17 protein-coding genes are annotated in these 15,228 nt (G+C 64.3%); 2 read left to right on the forward strand and 15 right to left on the reverse strand.

Going from position 1 to position 15,228, the window contains the following annotated elements; genetic code table 11:
• Positions 1 to 21 precede the first annotated feature (21 nt).
• From parC to rpoZ, 11 genes are all read right to left on the reverse strand, one after another.
• Positions 22 to 2,280 carry a DNA topoisomerase IV subunit A gene (parC, locus tag AB4Z51_RS14520; RefSeq protein ID WP_135215709.1) on the reverse strand — a complete coding sequence of 753 codons (2,259 nt, stop codon included), beginning with the start codon at positions 2,278 to 2,280 and terminating at the stop codon, positions 22 to 24.
• A gap of 60 nt (positions 2,281 to 2,340) precedes the next feature.
• Positions 2,341 to 2,619, reverse strand: coding sequence for a hypothetical protein (locus tag AB4Z51_RS14525; protein ID WP_135215710.1), 279 nt, complete (start codon positions 2,617 to 2,619; stop codon positions 2,341 to 2,343).
• Positions 2,620 to 2,724: 105 nt separating this feature from the next.
• Positions 2,725 to 3,477 (reverse strand): DNA repair protein RecO, encoded by a 753-nt coding sequence (gene recO / locus AB4Z51_RS14530; protein WP_063982836.1) that lies wholly within the window; start codon positions 3,475 to 3,477, stop codon positions 2,725 to 2,727.
• Between the two features lie 140 nt (positions 3,478 to 3,617).
• Positions 3,618 to 3,998: a hypothetical protein gene (locus AB4Z51_RS14535; protein WP_135215711.1), complete on the reverse strand. Its 381-nt coding sequence runs from the start codon at positions 3,996 to 3,998 to the stop codon at positions 3,618 to 3,620.
• 21 nt (positions 3,999 to 4,019) lie between these two features.
• Entirely contained in the window at positions 4,020 to 4,946 is a 927-nt protein-coding gene (gene era / locus AB4Z51_RS14540; RefSeq protein WP_085399877.1) for a GTPase Era, read from the reverse strand.
• Positions 4,936 to 5,802 (reverse strand): ribonuclease III, encoded by an 867-nt coding sequence (gene rnc, locus AB4Z51_RS14545; protein ID WP_441497589.1) that lies wholly within the window; start codon positions 5,800 to 5,802, stop codon positions 4,936 to 4,938. The genes era and rnc overlap by 11 nt, the downstream gene beginning before the upstream one ends.
• On the reverse strand, positions 5,799 to 6,563 hold the full coding sequence (gene lepB / locus AB4Z51_RS14550) for a signal peptidase I (RefSeq protein WP_014494746.1): 765 nt from the start codon (positions 6,561 to 6,563) through the stop codon (positions 5,799 to 5,801). Before lepB ends, rnc begins: the two co-directional genes overlap by 4 nt.
• A 217-nt stretch (positions 6,564 to 6,780) precedes the next feature.
• Positions 6,781 to 7,233, reverse strand: a complete 453-nt coding sequence (gene acpS / locus AB4Z51_RS14555; RefSeq protein ID WP_135215713.1) for a holo-ACP synthase — start codon at positions 7,231 to 7,233, stop codon at positions 6,781 to 6,783.
• Positions 7,230 to 7,982: a pyridoxine 5'-phosphate synthase gene (locus AB4Z51_RS14560; RefSeq protein ID WP_135215714.1), complete on the reverse strand. Its 753-nt coding sequence runs from the start codon at positions 7,980 to 7,982 to the stop codon at positions 7,230 to 7,232. Before AB4Z51_RS14560 ends, acpS begins: the two co-directional genes overlap by 4 nt.
• A 45-nt stretch (positions 7,983 to 8,027) precedes the next feature.
• Positions 8,028 to 10,313: a RelA/SpoT family protein gene (locus AB4Z51_RS14565; RefSeq protein WP_071913178.1), complete on the reverse strand. Its 2,286-nt coding sequence runs from the start codon at positions 10,311 to 10,313 to the stop codon at positions 8,028 to 8,030.
• Between the two features lie 207 nt (positions 10,314 to 10,520).
• Entirely contained in the window at positions 10,521 to 10,913 is a 393-nt protein-coding gene (gene rpoZ / locus AB4Z51_RS14570) for a DNA-directed RNA polymerase subunit omega (RefSeq protein ID WP_014494742.1), read from the reverse strand.
• Between the two features lie 329 nt (positions 10,914 to 11,242).
• Here rpoZ and AB4Z51_RS14575 point away from each other — a divergent pair, with 329 nt between their 5' ends.
• Together AB4Z51_RS14575 and AB4Z51_RS14580 are read left to right on the forward strand one after the other, a co-directional pair.
• Positions 11,243 to 11,890 (forward strand): LabA-like NYN domain-containing protein, encoded by a 648-nt coding sequence (locus AB4Z51_RS14575; protein WP_441497590.1) that lies wholly within the window; start codon positions 11,243 to 11,245, stop codon positions 11,888 to 11,890.
• Complete coding sequence (locus AB4Z51_RS14580) at positions 11,871 to 12,545, forward strand: uracil-DNA glycosylase (protein WP_063982832.1); 675 nt, start codon at positions 11,871 to 11,873, stop codon at positions 12,543 to 12,545. Before AB4Z51_RS14575 ends, AB4Z51_RS14580 begins: the two co-directional genes overlap by 20 nt.
• Here AB4Z51_RS14580 and AB4Z51_RS14585 read toward each other — a convergent pair.
• From AB4Z51_RS14585 to dapA, 4 genes are read right to left on the reverse strand one after another with little or no spacing between them, the layout of a single operon-like run.
• Positions 12,542 to 13,123 carry a peroxiredoxin gene (locus AB4Z51_RS14585; RefSeq protein ID WP_441497591.1) on the reverse strand — a complete coding sequence of 194 codons (582 nt, stop codon included), beginning with the start codon at positions 13,121 to 13,123 and terminating at the stop codon, positions 12,542 to 12,544. The two genes, AB4Z51_RS14580 and AB4Z51_RS14585, sit on opposite strands and share 4 nt — an antisense overlap.
• Before the next feature lie 17 nt (positions 13,124 to 13,140).
• Complete coding sequence (gene smpB, locus AB4Z51_RS14590; RefSeq protein WP_008133025.1) at positions 13,141 to 13,614, reverse strand: SsrA-binding protein SmpB; 474 nt, start codon at positions 13,612 to 13,614, stop codon at positions 13,141 to 13,143.
• Positions 13,615 to 13,673: 59 nt separating this feature from the next.
• Positions 13,674 to 14,090, reverse strand: a complete 417-nt coding sequence (mscL, locus tag AB4Z51_RS14595) for a large conductance mechanosensitive channel protein MscL (RefSeq protein ID WP_135215741.1) — start codon at positions 14,088 to 14,090, stop codon at positions 13,674 to 13,676.
• A gap of 50 nt (positions 14,091 to 14,140) precedes the next feature.
• Positions 14,141 to 15,031 (reverse strand): 4-hydroxy-tetrahydrodipicolinate synthase, encoded by an 891-nt coding sequence (gene dapA, locus AB4Z51_RS14600; RefSeq protein ID WP_038975901.1) that lies wholly within the window; start codon positions 15,029 to 15,031, stop codon positions 14,141 to 14,143.
• Positions 15,032 to 15,228 lie beyond the last annotated feature (197 nt).

Raw genomic sequence — 15,228 nt, forward strand, 5'->3', positions numbered from 1 at the left:
GCGTCCGGGACACGAGCCTGCTTACCCGATCACCTTGCCGAACTTGTTCGACTTCGGGAAACCCTTCGGCGGCATGCGGCCGGCATCCGCACGGGTACCTTGCCACTCAGCGAGCTCCTTCATGGTCGCGGAGAATTCGCGGCCGGCGGAGTCCTTCCAGGTCAGGCCCGCCTTGGCCTCGAACACGGCGACATCGGACAAGCCGCCGTCCTTGTACTTCTGCAGGCGCACGCCGCGACCGCGGGCCATCTCCGGCACCTGGTCGAGCGGGAAGATCAGCATCTTGCGGTTCTCGCCGATGACCGCGACTGTGTCCCCGATCACCTCGGTGACCGTGCGCGCCTCGTTCGGCATGTCGACGTTGAGGACCTGCTTGCCCTTCTTGGTCGTGCCGACGCAATCGTCTTCGTTGACGACGAAGCCCTGGCCCTCGTGGCTCGCGACCAGGAATTTACGCCCGCCCTTGTTGACGAACAGCGCAACGGGAGCGGCCTCCTGCTCGAGGTCGATGAACAGACGGATCGGCTCCCCGTGACCGCGACCGCCCGGAAGCTTTGCGACATCGAGCGAGTAGAATTTGCCGTTGGTGGCGAACAGCAGCAGCTTCGAGGTCGTCTCCGCAAAGAAGGCAAAACCGAGCTTGTCGTCCTGCTTGAAGGCCAGCCCCGAGAGATCCTCGACATGGCCCTTCATGGTGCGGATCCAGCCCTTGTCGGAGACCACGACCGTCACCGGCTCGCGCTCGACGAGGGCTTCTTCCATTGCGGCGAGGTCGTGCTCGGGCGCATCCGCAAAGGTGGTGCGACGCTTGCCGAGGGGCGTCTTCGGTCCAAACATGTCGCGGACCTTGCCGACCTGCTCGCCGACCTTCTTCCACTGCTCCGGCTCCGAGGCGAGCACCGCGTTGATGCCCTTGAGCTCGGCGCGGAGGTTCTTGTCCTCGGTGCGGATCTCCATTTCCTCGAGCTTGCGCAAGCTGCGCAGGCGCATGTTGAGGATGGCTTCGGCCTGCACCTCGGTGAGCTTGAACGCCTTGATCAGCGCCGGCTTCGGCTCGTCCACGGTGCGGATGATCCTGATCACCTCATCGAGGTTCAAGTACGCGATCAACAAACCGCCCAGAACTTCGAGCCGGTGCTCGATCTGCGTCTTGCGGAAGTTGGTCCGGCGGATCAGGACGTCGCGCAGATGGTCGAGCCATTCGCGCAAGCACTCCGCGAGCCCCACGACCTTGGGGATGCGGCCCTTGATCAGCACGTTGAGGTTCAGCGGAATCTTGTTTTCGAGCTCGGTCAGCCGGAACAACGATTCCATCATCAGGGCGGGATCGACGTTCTTCGACTTCGGCTCGATCACGATGCGGACGTCTTCGGCCGACTCGTCCCTGATGTCGCCGACCAGCGGCAGCTTCTTCTGGTCCAGCAGCTCGGCGACCTTCTCGATCAGGCGCGACTTCTGCACCAGGAAGGGGATCTCGGTGACGACGACGACCCAGGTGCCGCGCGTACCCTCTTCCTGCTCCCATCGAGCGCGAACACGGAACGAGCCGCGACCGGTCGCATAGGCTTCAGCGATCGCCTGCTTGGAATCGACGCAGATGCCGCCGGTCGGGAAATCCGGGCCCTTCACCCACTTCAGCAACGCCTTGGATTTCGCGTCGGGCTTCTCGATCAGGTGCAGCGCGGCGTCGCAGAGCTCGGCCGCGTTGTGCGGCGGGATCGAGGTCGCCATGCCGACCGCGATGCCTTGCGCGCCGTTGGCAAGCAGGTTCGGAAAGCCGCCGGGCAGCACGACCGGCTCTTTCGACTGGCCGTCGTAGTTGGGCCGGAACTCGACGCCGTCCTCGTCGATGCCCTCGAGCAGAAGCCGCGCGACGTCGGTCATGCGCGCTTCGGTGTAGCGATAAGCAGCCGGGTTATCGCCGTCGATATTGCCAAAATTGCCTTGGCCGTCGACCAGCGGGTAGCGCGAGGAGAAATCCTGCGCGAGGCGTACCATGGCGTCGTAGATCGCCTGGTCGCCATGCGGATGGAACGAGCCCATCACGTCGCCGACGATCTTGGCGGATTTCTTGAACGCCGTGCCGGGGTCGAGCCGGAGCAAGCGCATGCCGTAGAGGATGCGCCGGTGCACCGGCTTCAGACCGTCGCGCGCATCCGGCAGCGCACGGTGCATGATGGTGGAGAGCGCATAGGCGAGATAGCGCTCTTCCAGCGCCTCACGCAGCGGCACCTCGTGAATTTCGGCCGGTTCCTCCGGCGGAATCAATCGTTTTCCCATGCCGCCCGGTTAAACCGTGGAAGCGAATCGGGCAAGGATCGATTGGTTCCCTCTGGGCGGCTATTGCCCTGCCCAGCCGGCGGTCACTGGCTGCTGGGTCTTGGCTTGCGCGGTGACCGGCGCATTGGTCAGGCAACGCCGGGCGACCTCGATTTCGGCCTCCGTTGCCCCCTTGGACCGCGCCCAACTCTCTGCGGCCGCAGCGGAATATTTCGCCACGTAATACCGGATCACGGTGCAGGATGCCCGGCGAAAGACACCCGGTTGCGGCTCGCCAGCCGCGGCGTCAGGCGCGAACGCAAGCAACGCCGCCGACACGGCGAATCCCTTGATCAACATTTTTTGGCTGTCCCCGTTGTGGAACCCTGCGAGGGCCAATTCAGCCAGGGGGATTTCGTTCCCGGGAAATATCATGCCCGCGGGCAAGGCAGAGGCGCCCTCAGGTCATGGCGCCGGAATAGCCGCCTTCGCCTGCTGCCGCGTCAGCGCATTGATGAAGCCGGCGCGCGCGTCGGAATGGCCCTGGCCGCGGGGCTCCAGCACATGGCGCAGCAGGAACAGGCCGGTGAGCCGGAAGCCGTCCTGGAGATCCTGGTCGGTGAGGTCGCTCGCGGCCTCGCCACGACGCAGGAACGGCGGCAGGCGCAACAGCCGGTCGCGCCACGGTTCGCCGGCCCCGCGCGACACCGCGCCGCCGGATTTCGGCGAAACATAGATCAGGTCCGTGGTCTCGCCGGTCACCGCGCAGTTTTCCAGCGCGAGCCCGAATCCGAGCTCGGCGAGCATCGCCAGCTCGAAATGGATGAGGTGCACAGCGGCACTGCCGATATCGTCGAAATCATCGAGCGAGTGTTCGAGCATCGCAAAGATGTCTTCGTGCGGATCGCGCTCCGGCAGCAGCCGCGCAATCGAGGCGAGATGGGTGACGCCATAGACGCCGTGGGAGGATCCCAGCAGCGTCGCCGCGCGCAGCTTGAGGCCCTCAATCGCATAGGTGCCGAGATGCTCGTCGAGCCGCGCCCGCCACACCACACCGACGCTGTTGCCGGGCTGCAAGAGCGGCCGCATCCGCGAACCGGCGCCACCGCGCACGAGGCCGAGATGCCGGCCGTGCGCACGCGTCAGCAGCTCGACGATGGCGCTGCTCTCGCCATGCCGCCGCACGCCCAGCACGATGCCTTCGTCGGTCCATTCCATGGAACGGAGCTTATCGCATTTCAGGTGAGTGTAGGACGGGCAAAGCGAAGCGTGCCCACCAATTTGATCCGCAGCGCGATTATGGTGGGCACGGCGCGCAAGGGCGCGCCTTTGCCCACCCTACGGCATCGCGCAAGACGTTAGGCGTTGAACCAGCCCTGGGCGTCGCCGCTGAACGAGAAATACAGCCCCATCGCGGTCAGCACGCAGGAGACGATCTCGATGACGCTGTCGAGCTCCAGGCCCTTCTCGCCGATGATCTGGCCGAGCGAGATCACGGACAGTACGAGGGCCGCCGCCAGCACCCAGCGCGGCCAGTTCTTGCGCCAACGCGCAGCCAACCAGACGAAATAGACCAGCAGCAGGATCATGCCGCCGGCGAGCAGGGTCGCCATCATGATCATCGGCTCGGTCATCTCGGCACTGGGCGTGCGGTCCTGCACCGCGACCGACAGGGCATCCAGCATCAATGACGCATAGAGCAGCGCTTCGAAGCGCCGGACGTTGCTGGGTACGCTCATCGGTGACCGATCTTTTCTTGGTTATTCTTTGGGAAATTCCAGGCCCATCTCGCGATAGCGATCGGGATCGTCGCCCCAGTTTTCGCGCACCTTGACGAACAGGAACAGGTGCACCGGCACGCCCAGGATCTCGCCGATCTCCTTGCGCGAGTCCGCGCCGATCGACTTGATGGTGGCGCCGCCTGCGCCCAGCACGATCTTGCGCTGGCTCTCGCGCTCGACGAAGATCGTCTGCTCGATGCGCACCGACTTGTCCTTGCGCTCTTCCCACTTGTCGGTCTCGACCGTGGATTGGTAGGGCAATTCCTGGTGCAGCTTGCGATAGATCTTCTCGCGCGTGATCTCGGCCGCAAGCTGCCGCATCGGCGCGTCCGACATCTGGTCTTCGGGGTAGAGGAACGGGCCCGGCGGCACGATTTCGGCCAGCGTATGCCTGAGGTCGTCGACGCCGTCGCCCGAGATCGCCGCGATCATGAAGGTCTTTGCAAAGGCCATGCGCTCGTTGGCGGCCTGCGCGAGCGCCAGCAGCTTCTCGCGCTGGACCAGATCGACCTTGTTGATGACCAGGATCTTCTCGTGCTTGACGCTGGCGACCTTGGTGAGGATCGCCTCGGCCTCTTCATCAATCCCGGCCTTGGCGTCGAGCAGCACGCAGACGAGGTCGGCGTCGTGCGCCCCGCTCCAGGCCGTCGAGACCATGGCACGGTCGAGCCTGCGCTTGGGCAGGAAGATGCCGGGCGTGTCGACCAGGATGATCTGCGCGTTGTCCTCGATGACGATGCCGCGGATCAGCGCGCGCGTGGTCTGCACCTTGCGCGAGACGATCGTGACCTTGGCCCCGACCAGCGCATTGACCAGTGTGGATTTTCCGACATTCGGCGCGCCGATCAGCGCAACGAAGCCGCAGCGCGTTGCGGAGGGCGCTTCGCCGCTTGCTTCAGCCGTCATTGCCGCCGCCAACACCTTCACGTTCGATCATCACTGAGGCCGCCACCTTCTCCGCTGCACGCTTGCTGCCACCGATGCCTTCGGCCGACGCCAATCCCGGCAGATCCACCGCGACGCGGAACTGCGGATCGTGATGCGGGCCGGTGCGCTCGACCTCGCGGTAGACAGGCGTCGGCAGCCCCTTCCCCTGCGCCCATTCCTGCAGCACGGTCTTGGGATCGCGCAAGGGACGCCGCGGCTTGTGCATCCGTTCGGTCCAGTTGCGCCTGACGAATTCCGCCGCCGCCGCGTAGCCACCGTCGAGGAAGACGGCGCCGATCACGGCCTCGCAGATGTCGCCGAGCACGCTCTTGCGCAGGCGGGCATCGGCGCTCGGCCCGACCGAACCGAGCTTGACGTCGTCGAGCAGACCGAGCGACTTGGCAACGTCGGCGCAGCTCTCCTTGCGCACCAGTTCGGCAAGTCGCTTGGACAGCTCGCCCTCATCAGCATTCGGGAAGACGTGATAGAGCATGTCGGAGACGACGAGCCCCAGCACATGGTCGCCCAGGAATTCCAGCCGCTGATAGCTGTCGCCGCGCTTGCGCCCCGACTTCAGCGCCGAGACATGCGTGATCGCCTGCATCAGCAGATTCGGATCGGCAAAGCTGTGGCCGATGCGCGCCTCGAGCGCCGCGTTCGCATCCGAGGCCTTGGCCTTGCTGCTCCGCACCCGCTTCTTCTTTGCAGGCGTCTTGCTTTCAGGTCTCTTGGCTTCAGGCGTCTTGGTCGCAAGCGTCTTGGTCGCAGCTTCGCCGTCGGCGCCCGCCGCGGGCTCGGTCGATTGGATCGGGATGTCCTTGGCTTCGTCTTTCATCGGACGATTTTGAAGAAACGGTTCCAGCGCACCGCCCAAGGCCAGCGCCAGAACATCCAGGCATGTTCGCCTTCGGCGATGGAGAAGAAGATCATCTGGGCGCGGCCGATCAAATTCTCCTGCGGCACGTAGCCGACCTGGCCGAGGAAACGGCTGTCGGTGGAGTTGTCACGGTTGTCGCCCATCATGAAGAAATGGCCCGGCGGCACGTTGTAGACGTTGGTGTTGTCCATGTAGCCGTTGTCGGCGCAGTCCAGCGTCTCATAGGACACGCCGTTCGGCAGCGTTTCCTTCCAGCGCTTCACCCGCGAGATGCCCCCGCCCTCGGAGCCGCAAGGATCCTCGCCGACAAATTCGCTCATGCGCTGCCGCTCGACCGGAGTGTCGTTGATGTAGAGCAGCCCATCCTTCATCTGGATGCGGTCGCCGGGAAGGCCGATGACGCGCTTGATGTAATCGGTGGAGTCGTCCTTCGGCAGGCGGAACACGACGATGTCGCCGCGGTTCGGGTCCGAGCCCCAGATCCGCCCCGAGAACAGCGGCGGCGAGAACGGGATCGAGTAGTGGCTATAACCGTAGGAATATTTCGAGACGAACAGATAGTCGCCGACCAGCAGCGTCGCCTTCATCGAACCGGACGGGATGTTGAACGGCTGGAACAGGAACGTGCGGATCACGAGCGCGATCAGGAGAGCATGGATCACGACGCGGATCGTTTCGCCGACGCCGCTTTCAGTTTTCGTTCCCGAAGTCACGCTCATTGCTCTCTCAATTCCGGCCGGCGGTCACAGAGCGCCCTCCTTCCGCGAACAGCCCATCGCTTCGCGGCCCAAGGAGATTGTCCTGATTCTGATAATGAGGGCCAATTCCGGCGTAAAGCCGAATTCGCCCAGGCTGATTTGCGTCCGCGGACTTTTAGACGGTTGTCAGGGGCCACGCAATCAAGGATCGCATCAAAACTGAATAAGACATTGATTCTTAATGAGAATTATAAAAACAGCCCGCTGCCGGTCTGGGCTTGGCCAGCGGCACGGCGGAAATGATGACGAAGGCCTGCGCCAGCGGCCAGTCGTCGGTGATCGACAGGTCGATTTTCGCCTCGAACCCCTCGGGCGTCAGGGCCTGGAGCCGGGCCAGCGCCCCGCCCGTCAACTGCATGGTCGGTCGCCCTCCCGGCAAGTTGACCACCCCCATGTCGCGCCACCAGACACCGTTCCGGATGCCGGTGCCGAGCGCCTTCGAGCAGGCCTCCTTGGCCGCGAAGCGCTTGGCGTAGGTTGCAACCACCATCTTCTCGCTCTTGGCGCGCCGCTCCGCCTTGGCCCGCTCGGCCGCGGTGAAGATGCGGTCGAGGAAACGCTCGCCATGGCGCTCGATCACCTTGCCGACGCGGGTGATGTCGATCAGGTCGGAGCCGATGCCGATGATCATGCCCGGCTCCGGCCGCGGTCCATCGCCGCGCGCATGCTGCGCACCGTCTCGGCGAGCCCGACGAACAGCGCCTCGCCGATCATGTAGTAGCCGATGTTGAGCTCCATGATCTCCGGCAGCGCCGCGATCGTCTCCGCCGTCGCGTAGTCGAGCCCGTGGCCGGCATGGATTTCGAGCCCGGCTTGCTTCGCCAGCTTCACCCCCGCCACGATCCGCTTCCACTCCGCCTCGGCCTTGTCGGTATGACCGTCGACGACGGCGTCGCACCAGGCGCCGGTGTGGATCTCGATCACGGGCGCCTTCAGCCGCGCCGCCATCTCGATCTGCGCGGGATCGGCGGCGATGAACAGCGAGACCCGGATGCCCGCATCGTTCAGCCGTGCGATGTAGGGCGCGAGCGCATTGTGCTGGCCGACCACGTCGAGGCCGCCTTCGGTCGTCACCTCCTGGCGGCGCTCCGGCACGAGGCACACCGCGTGCGGCTTGGTCGCGAGCGAGATCCGCATCATGTCGTCGGTCGCCGCCATCTCGAAATTGAGCGGCTTGGAGATCTCGGCCTTCAGCCGCGCCATGTCCTCGTCGCGGATGTGGCGGCGATCCTCGCGCAAGTGAGCGGTGATGCCGTCGGCGCCGGCCTCGATCGCCAGCAGCGCGGCACGCACCGGATCGGGATGGCGGCCGCCGCGCGCGTTACGCACGGTTGCGACGTGGTCGATATTGACGCCGAGGCGGAGCGGAGAAGCGGACATTTCAGGACTCACGAAATCAGGGAGACGGACGCATGCGAGAGGCGTCTATCCATTAACACGTTCGACACGGGCCACGACTGCCTTGGCGCGCAACTGGGCGAGGATCGCGCTCAGATGCTTGAGATCGTAGACCTCGAGGTCGATCGTCGTCTCGGTGAAGTCGGGCGAGCGGCGCTGCATGCTGATGTTGTCGATGTTACCGTCGTGCTCGGCGATCACGGTCGCGATCTGTGCCAGCGCGCCGGGCTCGTTGACGTTCTCGACCTTGATGCGGGCCGGGAAGCGCTGCGGCGCGGAATCCTCGATGTCCCAGCGCACGTCGAGCCAGCGCTCCGGCTCCTCCTCGAAATCCTTCAGGGCCGGCGCCTGGATCGGGTAGATCGTGATCCCCTCGCCCGGCGTGACGATGCCGACGATGCGGTCCCCGGGCACGGCGCCGCCGTTCGGCGCGAACTTCACCGGCAGGTCGGAATTGATGCCGCGGATCGGGATCGCGACCGGGCTGCGCGGCGGCTCCGACGACTTCTCCCTGAGCTTGGCGGCGAGCCCCTTCTTGACGCCGTAGCGCGCGATGCGCTCCTCCTTGTAGTCGGGATACATCGCACGCGCGACGTGGGAGGCCTTGATCTCGCCGCGGCCGACCGCCGCCATGACGTCCTCGATCGAGGTGCGCGCCAGCCGCGGCAGCGCGCCCTTGAGCTTGTCGTCGGCGTATTCGATCTTGGCGCGCTCGAACAGGCGCTCGACGATGCGCCGGCCGAGACCGACATATTGGTCGCGCACCGCCGTCCTGGTGGCGCGGCGGATCGCGGCGCGCGCCTTGCCGGTGACCGCGAGCGTTTCCCAGGCCGAGGGCGGCGCCGCTTGCGCCTCCGAGGTCAGCACCTCGACCTCGTCGCCATTCTGGAGCTCCGAGGACAGCGGCGCGAACTGGCCGTTGATCTTGCAGCCGACGGCGCTGTTGCCGACGTCGGTGTGCACGGCATAGGCGAAGTCGATCACATTGGCATGGCGCGGCAGCGCGATCAGCTTGCCCTTCGGGGTGAAGCAGAACACCTGGTCGTGGAACAGCTCGAGCTTGGTGTGCTCGAGGAATTCCTCGGGGTTGGCGCTCTCCGAGAGGATGCCGATGGTGTGGCGCAACCAGGCGAACGCATTGGACTCGCGCTTGAGAAACTCGGTCGGCGAGCCCACGTCTTCCTTGTAGAACACGTGTGCGGCGATGCCGCGCTCGGCGATCTGGTCCATTGCCTCGGTACGGATCTGGAGCTCGACGCGCTGGTTGCCGGGGCCGATCACCGTGGTGTGGATCGAGCGGTAGTCGTTCTGCTTCGGCGTCGAGATGTAGTCCTTGAACCGCCCGGGCACGACCGGCCAGTTGGTGTGGACGATGCCGAGCGCGCGATAGCAGGCTTCGATGTCGTTGACGACGAGGCGGAAGCCGAAGATGTCGGACAATTGCTCGAAGCCGACCGACTTGCGTTCCATCTTGGTCCAGATCGAGAACGGCTTCTTGCGGCGGCCATAGACCCGCGCGCCCAGCCCCCGGTGGCGCAGATTGTTGGAGAGCTGGTCCTCGATCTCGCCGATCAGGTTGCGGTTGCGCTCGGCGAGCGCGTCGAGCCGCTGCATCACCACCGAATAGGCTTCTGGATCGAGGGTGCGGAAGGACAAATCCTCCAGCTCCTCGCGCATTTCCTGCATGCCCATGCGGCCGGCCAGCGGCGCATAGATGTCGAGCGTCTCCTCGGCGATGCGCCGTCGCGACTCCGGCGGCACGAAGTCCAGCGTACGCATGTTGTGCAGGCGGTCGGCGAGCTTGACCAGCAGAACGCGGACATCATCGGCAATGGCCAGCAACAATTTGCGCAGGTTCTCGGCCTGCTTGGCCTCGCGCGACACCAGCTCCAGCCGCTTCAGCTTGGTCAGCCCCTCGACCAGCGCGCCGATCTCGGGCCCGAAGATCTGGTCGATCTCGGCACGCGTCGCCTCGGTGTCCTCGATCGTGTCGTGCAGCAGGGCGGCCACGATGGTGGCATCGTCGAGCTTCAGATCGGTGAGAATCGCCGCCACTTCGAGCGGGTGCGAGAAATACGGATCGCCCGAGGCACGTGTCTGCGAGCCGTGCGCCTTCATGGCGTAGACATAGGCGCGGTTCAGCAGGTCTTCGTTGGTATTGGGATTGTAGGACCTGACGCGCTCGACGAGGTCATATTGACGCATCATGCGCGCGCGAGGCTTGGCCGGGCGCCCCACCGGCGCAGTCGGGGCCACGGCAACCGATTCGGTTGCGGCCAGCATCTGCGTTTGTCTCCGGCGCCGATACACCATGCCATCCTGCCTTCAAACGGACCATGAGCTGCCCGTCGCATACATCTTAGCCCCGATCGCGCGTGCGTCCGATCAATTCGGTGACAGGCAAGCAACGCGATGCGGCAACGCTATGGTAACCACGAAAACGCCAACAAAAGCAAAGGCCCGAACACGGGTTCGGGCCTTTGATAAGATCACAAGAAATCGACGACTGCGACGGGACGATTACTCGTCCTCCTCGGGCTGTTCTTCCGGCGGCGCGAGGCCCTCGAGGCCCTTCAGGAGCTCCTCTTCGGTCATGCGCTCAACGGCAACTTCGGTATCGTCGGCATCGACGCTGGCACCGGCGGAACCGATCAGCGGGACCGTATCGGGCTCGGGCTCGTCGACCTCGACGAATTTCTGGAGCGAGTGGACCAGCTCCTCGCGGAGGTCCTCCGGCGAGATGGTCTCGTCGGCAATTTCGCGCAAAGACACAACAGGGTTCTTGTCGTTATCGCGGTCAACCGTTAGTTGTGAACCGGACGAAATCATGCGGGCGCGGTGGGCGGCCAGCAGGACCAGGTCAAACCGGTTGTCGACCTTGTCGATACAATCTTCTACGGTGACGCGAGCCATGGACTGTCGCTCCGTTGTGGGTGGGACGAAATATGTGGATGATTGGGGCTAGTTATAGGGGACAGGGCGATTTCGCAAGGCCAATTTGTGATTTGGCCTCGCCAAACGGCTCTGCTACCCCCACATTGGGGCTGGGATGGGTGGTTTGCCGGGCTGCTATTGAGGGTGGCACCGGGCGTATGCAGGTCCGCCATAACTATACCTTGATTGCCACGACTTCTCCGGATTTGCGGTTTCGACGGGCTTCGGCGGCACCATAGACCTGCGCGGCTTGCTGTCGCCGCGCCAACAATAAACGATCAATCACGAACGCTACGCGAGCAAACTGAATGTCACCTTCTGCCACTAACAAGATCGCGCTCTTCATCGATGGGGCCAATCTCTACGCGACGGCGAAAACTCTCGGCTTCGAYATCGACTACAAGCGCCTGCTGAAGGARTTTCAGRGCCGMGGSACKCTGKTKCGSGCGTTYTAYTAYACCGCGMTCRTMGARGAYCAGGARTAYTCYTCGATCCGCCCSCTGATCGACTGGCTCGACTACAACGGCTACACGGTCGTCACCAAGGCGACCAAGGAGTTCATCGACGCCTCCGGCCGCCGCAAGGTCAAGGGCAACATGGACATCGAGCTCGCCGTGGACGCCATGGAGCTCGCCGAGCACATCGACCAGATGGTGCTGTTCTCGGGTGACGGCGACTTCCGCTCCCTGGTCGAAGCCGTCCAGCGCCGCGGCGTCCGGGTTACCGTGATCTCCACCATCGCGAGCCAGCCGCCGATGATCGCCGACGAGCTGCGCCGCCAGGCCGACGTCTTCACCGACCTCGTCGAGCTGCAATCCAAGCTCGGCCGCGACCCGTCCGAACGCCCCGCCCCGCGTGACCGCGGCGAGCGTGGCGAGGGACGCCATCACGCCCCCCAGTTCCTCCAGCGCGCGACCACGATGGCGCCGAGGGGCGATGACGACTTCGAGGAGTGAGGCGGCCCGGTCAAGCCGCCAGCCTCTCACCCTCGTTCCCGACCGTGACTGTCCGCTTTGTCCGCGCCTGGTCGCCTTTCGCGAGGCGAACCGCGCGCGCGAGCCGTTGTGGCACAACGCGCCGGTCCCTCCCTTCGGCGACATCAAGGCGCGCCTGCTGATCGTTGGCCTTGCACCAGGCATGCAGGGCGCCAACCGCACCGGCCGCCCCTTCACCGGCGACTACGCCGGCGACCTGCTCTACGCCACGCTGCTCGAATACGGCTTCGCCAAGGGCACCTATCAGGCGCGGCCCGACGACGGCCTGAAGCTGGTCGACTGCCGGATCGCCAATGCCGTGCATTGCGTTCCGCCGCAGAACAAGCCGCTGCCGGTCGAGATCAACACCTGCCGCCAGTTCCTCGGGGCTACCCTCGCGTCGATGCCGAAGCTGCGCGCCATCGTCGCGCTCGGACGCATTGCGCACGACACGGTGCTCAAACCGCTGAACCTGAAGGCCTCGCAAGCTCCCTTCGGCCACGGCGCCGTGCATCAGGCCGGCGCATTCAGGCTCTACGACAGCTATCATTGCTCGCGCTACAACACGAACACCGGCGTGCTGACGACGGACATGTTCCGCAGCGTGTTCGCGAAGGTGAAGGCCGACCTGGACTAGGGCTCGGCTGGATTGGCCTTCAGCCAGTCCAGGACATCGCCGGCGTTCCGGTCGGGCGGAAACACCGGATAGAACACATGCGTGACTTTGGCGTCGTCGATGATCAGCGCAAGCCGCTTGATCAAGGTCAGGCCAGCGACCTCCATGGTCGGCAGATTGACGGCGCGCGTCAGCGCCAGCTTCTCGTCCGACAGCACGGGGAACGGCAGGTGCAGCCGCGATGCCATCTCGGTCTGGTACGCGTTGCTCTGGGTCGAGAGGCCGTACACCTGGGCGGCGCCGGCAGCTTTCAGCTCGGCAAACAGATCACGAAACGCGCAAGTCTGCGGCGTGCAACCGCGCGCGCCCGGGATCATGTCCCAATCGTCGACCAGTCCGATCTTGCCGGGCTCGCCGGTGCGCGGATAGGCGAACACCACGGTCCGGCCGGAGAGTGCTGACAGATTCACCGACGTATCGTCGGTCGCGAGCAGGCTGATCGCCGGCAGCGTCATGCCCTTGAGATGCGCGGCGCCGCCGTCGTCGGTGGGTGCGGGAATYTGGCTCCAATCGACCTCGAGCAGGTTCTTCTGAGTCATCCGCCAACCTCTTGCCGCTATCCCCTCGCCCGCAACAGTCGGCCCTTCTCCCGGCTCCAGTCGCGCTTCTTCTCGGACTCGCGCTTGTCGTGCAGCTTCTTACCCTTTGCAACCGCCAGCTGCAGCTTGGCCCGCCCGCGCTCGTTGAAATAGAGCTTGAGCGGGATCAGCGTCATGCCTTCGCGGTCGACCGCGCCCATCAGCTTGTTGATCTGCTTGCGATGCAGAAGCAGCTTTCGCGGCCGCTTGGGCTCGTGATTGAAGCGGTTGCCCTGGAGATATTCGGGAATGGTGGCGTTGATCAGCCAAATCTCGCCGTCCTTGGAATCGGCGTAGGACTCCGCGATCGTGCTCTTGCCGTTGCGGATCGACTTGACCTCGGTGCCGGTGAGCGCAATGCCCGCCTCGATCGTATCTTCGATCGCATAGTTGAAGCGGGCCTTGCGATTTTCCGCCATGACCTTGATTGGACGTTCGTTCTTATCGGCCATGGAAGACAAACCTGATCGAGATGCGCGAGGACGCTAACAGTTTGGATGAAGCGCGCGCGTCAAGACTTCTTGAGGAGATCGCGGATCTCGGTCAGCAGCTCGACCTCGGCCGACGGTTTTGCCGGAGCCGCAGGCGCCGCCTCCTCCTTGCGCTTCAGCGTGTTCATGGCGCGGATCACCAGGAACAACACGAAGGCGACGATGATGAAGTTGATCGTCAGCGTCAGGAAGCTGCCGTAAGCAAGTACTGCACCTTGCTTTTTCGCATCCGCTAAGTTGGTGGCGGTCACCGCCTTCGACAAGGGGGCGAAGTAGTTCGAGAAGTCGAGGCCGCCGGTCGCGGCGCCGATGATCGGCATGATGACGTCACCGACCAGCGACGTGACGATGGCGCCGAAGGCCGCACCGATGATGACGCCGACGGCGAGGTCGACGACGTTGCCTTTCATGGCGAACTCGCGGAACTCTGTGAGCATCTTCCTGCCCTTCTCGTCGACGCTCATGAACGGCTCCCCGGTTGGCTAAATCAGTTGATCAGCCCAGCATGAACCATCGCGCTGCGCACGGCAACGCGCGTCGGCTCGGTGACCGGAACCATCGGCAGGCGCAGCGTCTCGTCCAGCTTGCCGAGCAGCGACATCGCGTACTTGATCGGCGCCGGATTGCTCTCGATGAAGAGGTTGTTGTGCAGCGGCATCAGCTTGTCGTGGATTGCGAGCGCCGCCTTAGTGTCGCCCTTCGCCCAGGCGGCCTGGAATTCCGAGCACAGCCGCGGCGCGACGTTCGAGGTCACCGAGATGCAGCCATGGCCGCCATGCGCCATGTAGCCGAGGATGGTCGCGTCCTCGCCGGAGAGCTGGTTGAAATCCTCGCCCATCGCCGCGCGCTGCTGCGAGACGCGGACCATGCTGGCGGTGGCGTCCTTGACGCCGGCGATGTTCTTCAGCTCCCACAGCCGCTTCATGGTGTCGACCGACATGTCGATTACCGAGCGCGGCGGAATGTTGTAGATGATGATCGGGATGCCGATCGCATCGTTGATCGCCTTGAAGTGCTGGTACATCCCCTCCTGGGTCGGCTTGTTGTAGTAGGGCGTCACGACCAGCACGGCATCCGCGCCAGCCTTCTCGGCGTGCTGCGCGAGCTCGATCGCCTCTTTCGTCGAATTGGAGCCGGCACCCGCGACCACGGGTACGCGCCCCTTGGCTTCAGCGATGCACCATTCAACGACCTTCTTGTGCTCGTCATGGCTGAGCGTCGGGCTCTCGCCGGTGGTGCCGACCGGGACCAGGCCGTTGGTGCCTTCCGAGATCTGCCAGTTGACCAGCGAGCGGAACGCCGCCTCATCCAGCGAGCCGTTCTTGAACGGCGTGACCAAGGCGGTGAACGATCCCCGGAATTTCGTCTTGGCTGCCATGGACTTCCTCCGTACGCGGCTATCTCTTGAGCAAGCTGCATTCATATCGGGTCTATCCCGCCGGTAAAAGACCCGCTTCCGTGTGACGCACCGTTTAGGCCGCGATTTTGCCGCGGTGGTGGTGCAAACCGGGCAAAGGTAAGCAGCTGTTGGTATTTTGTCCGCATATTCAAGCGAATACAGCTAGGTCTTGAGCC

This window comes from Bradyrhizobium sp. 2TAF36 (assembly GCF_052114925.1).
GTDB lineage: Bacteria > Pseudomonadota > Alphaproteobacteria > Rhizobiales > Xanthobacteraceae > Bradyrhizobium > Bradyrhizobium barranii.

Coding starts and splice junctions, on each gene's coding strand:
- parC (WP_135215709.1), bottom strand. CDS start 2,280: ATGGGAAAACGATTGATTCCGCCGGAGGAACCGGCCGAAATTCACGAG.
- AB4Z51_RS14525 (WP_135215710.1), bottom strand. CDS start 2,619: ATGTTGATCAAGGGATTCGCCGTGTCGGCGGCGTTGCTTGCGTTCGCG.
- recO (WP_063982836.1), bottom strand. CDS start 3,477: ATGGAATGGACCGACGAAGGCATCGTGCTGGGCGTGCGGCGGCATGGC.
- AB4Z51_RS14535 (WP_135215711.1), bottom strand. CDS start 3,998: ATGAGCGTACCCAGCAACGTCCGGCGCTTCGAAGCGCTGCTCTATGCG.
- era (WP_085399877.1), bottom strand. CDS start 4,946: ATGACGGCTGAAGCAAGCGGCGAAGCGCCCTCCGCAACGCGCTGCGGC.
- rnc (WP_441497589.1), bottom strand. CDS start 5,802: ATGAAAGACGAAGCCAAGGACATCCCGATCCAATCGACCGAGCCCGCG.
- lepB (WP_014494746.1), bottom strand. CDS start 6,563: ATGAGCGTGACTTCGGGAACGAAAACTGAAAGCGGCGTCGGCGAAACG.
- acpS (WP_135215713.1), bottom strand. CDS start 7,233: ATGATCATCGGCATCGGCTCCGACCTGATCGACATCACCCGCGTCGGC.
- AB4Z51_RS14560 (WP_135215714.1), bottom strand. CDS start 7,982: ATGTCCGCTTCTCCGCTCCGCCTCGGCGTCAATATCGACCACGTCGCA.
- AB4Z51_RS14565 (WP_071913178.1), bottom strand. CDS start 10,313: ATGGTGTATCGGCGCCGGAGACAAACGCAGATGCTGGCCGCAACCGAA.
- rpoZ (WP_014494742.1), bottom strand. CDS start 10,913: ATGGCTCGCGTCACCGTAGAAGATTGTATCGACAAGGTCGACAACCGG.
- AB4Z51_RS14580 (WP_063982832.1), top strand. CDS start 11,871: ATGACGACTTCGAGGAGTGAGGCGGCCCGGTCAAGCCGCCAGCCTCTC.
- smpB (WP_008133025.1), bottom strand. CDS start 13,614: ATGGCCGATAAGAACGAACGTCCAATCAAGGTCATGGCGGAAAATCGC.
- mscL (WP_135215741.1), bottom strand. CDS start 14,090: ATGCTCACAGAGTTCCGCGAGTTCGCCATGAAAGGCAACGTCGTCGAC.
- dapA (WP_038975901.1), bottom strand. CDS start 15,031: ATGGCAGCCAAGACGAAATTCCGGGGATCGTTCACCGCCTTGGTCACG.